The sequence below is a fragment of the Campylobacter sp. IFREMER_LSEM_CL908 genome (assembly GCF_025771545.1).
Classification (GTDB): domain Bacteria; phylum Campylobacterota; class Campylobacteria; order Campylobacterales; family Campylobacteraceae; genus Campylobacter_D; species Campylobacter_D lari_D.
Window position 1 is genome coordinate 1 of record NZ_JAKMQK010000024.1, and the last position, 6,592, is coordinate 6,592.

The 6,592-nt window shown below is 29.7% G+C and carries 2 protein-coding genes, 1 tRNA gene and 1 pseudogene; 2 read left to right on the forward strand and 2 right to left on the reverse strand.

The genetic code is table 11. The annotated features are described in order from the left end of the window. Nucleotides 1-194: 194 nt before the first annotated feature. Nucleotides 195-281, reverse strand: a tRNA-Leu gene (locus tag L8U04_RS08105). Between the two features lie 159 nt (nucleotides 282-440). Between L8U04_RS08105 and flgL the strand changes: the two genes are divergently transcribed. Further along, complete coding sequence (gene flgL / locus L8U04_RS08110; protein WP_263709806.1) at nucleotides 441-2,666, forward strand: flagellar hook-associated protein FlgL; 2,226 nt, start codon at nucleotides 441-443, stop codon at nucleotides 2,664-2,666. Nucleotides 2,667-4,027: 1,361 nt separating this feature from the next. Beyond that, a pseudogene (locus L8U04_RS08400) lies at nucleotides 4,028-5,548 on the forward strand (DNA translocase FtsK); the annotation flags it as partial. On the opposite strand, the gene mltG reads toward L8U04_RS08400, so the two are convergent. Further along, on the reverse strand, nucleotides 5,549-6,502 hold the full coding sequence (gene mltG, locus L8U04_RS08120; RefSeq protein ID WP_133318850.1) for an endolytic transglycosylase MltG: 954 nt from the start codon (nucleotides 6,500-6,502) through the stop codon (nucleotides 5,549-5,551). Nucleotides 6,503-6,592: the final 90 nt, after the last annotated feature.

Below are 6,592 nucleotides of genomic sequence, written 5' to 3' on the forward strand. Positions count from 1 at the left end.
TAAAAAAGTAAAATGTATTTTTTATTTTATTCTTTTTTTAAATATTTTTATAAAAGTCAATTTCTTTTTTAGATTATAATGGTAAATTATATTATTTTATATGGAGTGTTAAAAATTAATTTTTGAGAAAAAAACCGCTACCAAAACCGCTCCCTGAGTTTTTTAAAAATTTTAGAAAACACTTTGAAAAGTAATGGTGCCCGAGGTCGGACTCGAACCGACACAAGGTTGCCCTTACCAGATTTTGAGTCTGGCGCGTCTACCAGTTTCACCACTCGGGCTTTTTGAAAGTTTTAAAATAATTAAATAGAATATGGGATTATACTAAAAAAAAATTAAAACAATATAAAATATTTTATATAAAAAATTTAAATATTATTAAAATTTGGAACTTTTTTTGCTTGTAAATAATTAAAAAAATTTATTTGCGGAGCAAAATAATGAGAATTAGCAATCAGTATAATTACTACACTTCTATACAAAACTACACAGATGGTCAGTCTTTGCTTAATAAATATAATTTGCAACTACAAACAGGTCAGCTTATTCAGCATTCTTGGGAAAATGCAAATGTTTATATTAATGGCTCAAGATTAGAATATGAGATGGCAAACATAGGTCAAATAGTTCAAGGAACTCAATCTGCTATGGAGCTAGCAAAAAACACAGATACTGCCTTGAAAAATATCACAGAACTTTTAGAAAAATTTAAAACATTACTCACAAAAGCTGCAAGTGATGGTAATTCTCAAGAATCAAGAGAGGCTATAGCAAAAGAACTCAAACTTGTAAGAGATTCTATTGTAAATATTGCTAATACTAGTATCAATGGGCAATATCTCTTTGCAGGATCAAATAGTGCAAATAAACCTTTTGATAATTATGGAAATTATACTGGGAATAAAGATAATATTTTTGTAGTAAGTGGTGCTGGCACCCAAATTCCTTATAATATACCTGGATGGGATTTATTTTTTAAGCCTGATTCAAATATCAATAAAATTATTTCAACAAATGTTTCTTTTACTGATGCTCGTTATCCGGACAAAAAAGAATTTTTAACCGGAGAATCTAAATTTTCACATTTAATAGGCCAAAACTATGTTCAAAATGGAGAACTTAAGCCCGATGAGCATTTTGGTAATAGCTATGATGAAAAACTCTCTTTCCCACATTCGACTATGTATATTCAAGGTGTTAGACCTGATGGAACAAGTTTTAAAGCTACTTTAGATATAGATCCTGATGCAAAAATTGAAGATGTATTAAAAAATATTGGAAGATTATATGGAAATACAGAGGGAAATGAGGTTGTTAAAGTAGCATTAAATGATAGCGGGCAGATAGAAATAAAGAGCTTAAAAGAAGGAAGTAGTTCTTTAGATTTTCATGCTGTTGCTATGACTCCACAACTTTTAGATCCAGAGCAAATTAAAGAATTGAGTGATGCTGCTAAAGATGAAGGTATTACAATGGCTCAAGTTACAGAGCGTATTATGAATGCAGCAATTAAAGATGGTAATTTAAACAATGCTCAAAGTCCAATACAAGTAACAGTAGGTGGTAAGCAGTTTAACATAGACTTACACAAAACAGATTTTATTAAAAGTAATATCAATGGTGATAAAACTAATGGGGCTAGTTATGATGTGCCTTTTGAAAAAGATGGAAATACTGTTTTTGGCAATGTTTCTCAAGTGATTAAAGGTACAAGTGAATATGCTACTGATAGTACAAAATTAAGTGAAGTTGTAGCAAATGCCAATGGAAGCATGCAAGGTCAACAACTCCAAATGGACATTGTTTCTAAAAGCGGACGAACTTATAAGGTAACTATTGATTTGGAGAACTCAAGAGTAAGCTACCCTGATCCAAACGATCCTACTCAAACTATAAGTTTTCCTATTACTCACTCTCAATATAATGAAAACACAGGTAATGCAGTGGGTATGCAAACAAGACCTGAAGATATTACTTATGGCCAGTTAAATGATATTATCGGTATGTTTGCAAGTGATAATGTTCCCACAGTAACTATAAATGCAAATGCAAATGGTACTATCAACAATGGAGATTTTCAAACCATTCAACAAAATATAAATGATTCTAAAGGTTTTGTTGAAGTTAGTATGGACTATAAAGGTCGTATAAGTATTACTGATAAATTTTCAAGTAACACTAATATAGGTCTTACTATTAAAGATTCAAATTCAAATAGCGGTTTTCCTCCAGCAGGAGAAATACGCGATGGATCAGGTTTTGTATTTAGTGCAAATAATTCTTTAACTATTGATGATCCAAATGTTGATTTGATTAAAGATTTAGATGAGATGATAGATGCTGTTTTAAATGGCAGTATGAGGGCTGATTCAGAAGGAAGTGATCCTAGAAATACAGGTTTGCAAGGTGCCTTAGAAAGAATAGATCATTTGCAAGATCATGTTAGAAAAATGCAAACAACCATAGGAGCTTACACTAATAATATAGAAGAGACAAATAAAAGAATGACTTTTTTAAATATCAATGTAGCTTCTATTAAAAGCGGTGTAACTGATGCTGATTATGGGCAAACTTATATGCAGTTTATGCAAACTATGGTATCTTATCAAGCTATGCTTTCGGCTACTTCTAAAATTTCTCAAATTAGTTTATTAAACTACTTATAATTTTTTGATATAATAGCTTTTTTCTTTATAAAGGATATATTATAAAAAAAGAAGCTATTTTTGTTATTTCTAATATTTTTATTTTTTATTTTTGCTTAAGTGCTTTGATACCCGATCAAGCTTTAGTAAGTATTATAGGGTATTCCTTGGCAAAACTTAGTTATTTTTTATTTGGATCATTGACTAAATTTTACCCTTTTGTCTTTTTTTGGTTTAATTATCTTTTGTATAAAAATAACTATAATTTTGAACTTATAGAGCGTAGATTTAGTGTGGCTGTTTTTGCTTGTATTTTTGCTTCACTTATTTTTGCTTCAGCGTTCTTGCAAGATAAAGGCTATATAGCCTCTGCTATGTTTGTAATCTTAGATGGACTTTTTGGAAAAATAGGAAGTTTGATCTTGGTGATTTTGCTTTTAGCTTTTGCTTTTAGTATTTCTTTTCCGCAAATTATCAAAGAGGTATTTAAAATAGAGCTTGATTTTGATTTTTATTTAAAACTTGAAACTTTAATTAAAAATAAAATTTTTGGCTTTTTTGGTGGCGATAAATATGAAAATGAAACCAAAGAAGAACAAGAAAAGCTCAAACAAGAGCTTTTAATTAAAGATAAAACAGAAGAACTTATCAAGGAAAAAGAGCTACCAAAAAAAGAAATCCAAGAGAATAAAAAATTTAATCTTGAAGATTTAAAAAATCAAGAATTAGAAGAGGTTGTGATTAGTGAAGAGGATAAAAAGCTAGGTTCAAGTTATATTCATGAGCTTTCAGAACCTATTGCAAGTTTTGCTCAAAAAGCTAGTCAAATAAATATAAAGGAAGATGAAATGACCCCTGAAGAGTATTTATTAAAATACAAAAATAAAAGTGAAGATATTTATACTCAAACTTTAAAAAGTAAAAATTTAGATGAACCAAGCTATAAAAGACGCAATATAGATTTAAACGAAAACAAAGAAGAGGTGATAGAAGAAAATTCTTTGTTTGCTAAAGAGCTTAAAGAGCGTGAGCAAATGCTACAAAAAGCTAAATTGCTAGAAGAATATAAAGCATTGCAAAAAGAAAAAATCTTAGAAGAGCTTAATGAGGATTTTAAAAAAATTGAAGAATTAAATGCTATAGAAGCACAAAAAGAAGCTGAGTTTAAAAAAATTCAAAATAAAACTAGCTTTTTAGGGGTAAAAGAATTTAAAGATGAAGATTTTATTCCACAAAATGAAGTAAAAGAACTTGATTTTAGTGAAGATGATTTTGCCAAGCCTATTAGTATAGAAGAGCTAAGAAGTAAAAGAAACTATGAAAGTCCTTTTGTAGTAGAAGAAGCACAAAATGAAGTTAAAGAAGAAAAAATTCCATTTGAGATTACCCAAGAGCCTATAATAGAAGTAATAGAAAATAAAACACACCATTCTATCACTAATGAAGTGAGTGAAAACAAAGCCTTGTTGAAAGATCTTGATTTTGGAAATTTTGAAAAACCAAAAGATTTTTCTTTACCACCTTTAGATTTTTTAACTATGCCAAAAGAAGGCAAAAGCGAGATAAATGAAGAAGAAATAGATAGAAAAATTTATGATTTATTGGAAAAATTAAGACGCTTTAAAATAGGTGGAGATGTAGTTAGAACTTACACAGGTCCTGTTGTAACTACTTTTGAATTTCGCCCAGCAGCAGATGTTAAAGTAAGTAAAATTTTATCATTACAAGATGATTTAGCTATGGCTTTAAAAGCTCAAACTATAAGAATTCAAGCTCCAATTCCAGGTAAAGATGTAGTGGGAATTGAAGTTCCAAATGAAAAAATCGATACGATTTACTTAAGAGAAATTTTAGAAAGTGAGGTATTTAAAAATTCTAGCTCACCTTTAACTATAGCTTTAGGTAAAGATATAGTAGGCGATCCTTTCATCACAGATCTTAAAAAGCTTCCTCATCTTTTAATAGCAGGAACTACAGGAAGTGGTAAAAGTGTAGGAATTAACTCTATGCTTTTATCTTTGCTTTATAGAAATTCGCCAAAAACACTAAGATTAATGATGATAGATCCTAAAATGCTTGAATTTAGTATTTATAATGATATTCCACATTTACTTACACCGGTAATTACTGATCCTAAAAAGGCGGTAAATGCTTTATCAAATATGGTGGCTGAAATGGAACGCAGATATCGTTTGATGGCTGAAGCAAAAACTAAAAATATAGAAAATTACAACGAAAAGATCAAAGAACAAGGTGGAGAAATTTTACCATTTATTGTAGTGATTATTGATGAGTTGGCTGATTTAATGATGACAGCAGGTAAGGATGTAGAGTTTTATATAGGTCGTTTAGCACAAATGGCAAGAGCAAGTGGAATTCACTTGATCGTAGCCACGCAACGCCCTTCAGTAGATGTTGTTACTGGTGTTGTAAAAGCAAATTTACCAAGTAGAATTTCTTATAAAGTAGGGCAAAAGATAGATTCTAAGGTTATTTTAGATTCTATGGGGGCTGAAAGTTTATTAGGGCGTGGAGATTGTTTATTTACTCCTCCTGGTATGAGTGGTTTAGTGCGTTTGCACGCACCTTTTGCAAGTGAAAATGAAATCGAAAATATTGTAGAGTTTTTAAAAGCTCAACAAGTAGTAGAATATGATGAGAGCTTTTTAAAAGATGATAGTCAAGATGGAGCTTATAAAAGAAGTGAATTTGATGATGGAGATTTAGATGAACTTTATGAAGAAGCAAAGGCTGTAATCTTAGAAGATAGAAAAACTAGTATTTCTTATTTGCAAAGACGCTTAAAAATAGGCTACAACCGCGCAGCAAATATTATAGAACAACTTTCACAAACAGGTGTTTTAAGTGAACCTGATGCAAAAGGCCAAAGAGAAATTTTATAATCAATTTCTTATTGCCTTGTTATGATCTTTTAAAGTAGAGGTAAAAATATGCTTATTGGTTTTTTTATCTCTTACAAAGTATAAATATTCTGTTTTAGCAGGAAAAATAGCCGCCTTAATAGCTTCAAATGAAACATTACACACAGCTTCTTTTGGTATGCCATTAAATTTATAAGTATTGTAAGAACTATTATCTGATCTTATTCTTTGTGGAGTGATTTTTTCATGAGAGTATTTTCCATAATTTAATGTCCCATCCATTTGAAGCTTCATGCCTTTTCTTAAGCGATTTCTAATCACAGATGAAACTATAGGCATTTCTTCATTACTCGCTGCTTCTTTTTGTATAATGGAAGCAATGATGATATATTCATGCCATTTTTTTTCATTGTATTCTCTAAAAATTTTATAAGAAAGTTTTTTAAATTCACTTGCAGAGTAAGCCAAAAGATATTTTACTAAAAGCTCTTCTGTAATGCCTTTTGGAATTTTATAAGTTTCGGGAAAAAGCATACCTTCTTTAAAAGGGCTTTGTTTGTAAAATTCTTGCATTAAGGTTTTGGCATTTAAATTCAACTTTGGTGCTAATTCTTCAAAGAAAATTTCAGTCGTTTCCCCAGGAATTAAAGTAATAGTTTCAAGTGCTGCCTTAGCGACGGTAAGCTTATGTAAAAATTCAGCTCTATTTAGTTCTTTTGTGCCTATATTTATCCAGCCAGATTGTGGATGGCCTAAAAAATATAAAGTATATTTATCAATATTGCTCATTTTATAGTTATTTTTATCTAATTGCGTTATAATCTTACTAACAGAACCTTGTGGTATAAAAACTACAGAGTTTGTTTTTATAGGTAAAAGTAGATAATAAAAAATGGATAAAAGAAAAATTAAAATCAAATCACAACATATTAAAAAAATTCTTAAATTTTTAGCATTACCTATGATACTTTTCATTGTTTTGTTTATTTACCTCAAAAATGGAATTTACATAGAAAAATTAGAAATTTCTTCTATTAATTTGGAGAAATTATATATTAAATTAGA

Excerpts from the sequence above, each read along its gene's own strand:
- flgL (WP_263709806.1), top strand. The coding sequence starts at position 441 with ATGAGAATTAGCAATCAGTATAATTACTACACTTCTATACAAAACTAC.
- mltG (WP_133318850.1), bottom strand. The coding sequence starts at position 6,502 with ATGAAAAGTATCATAGGTAATGCTAAAAATTTAAGAATTTTTTTAATA.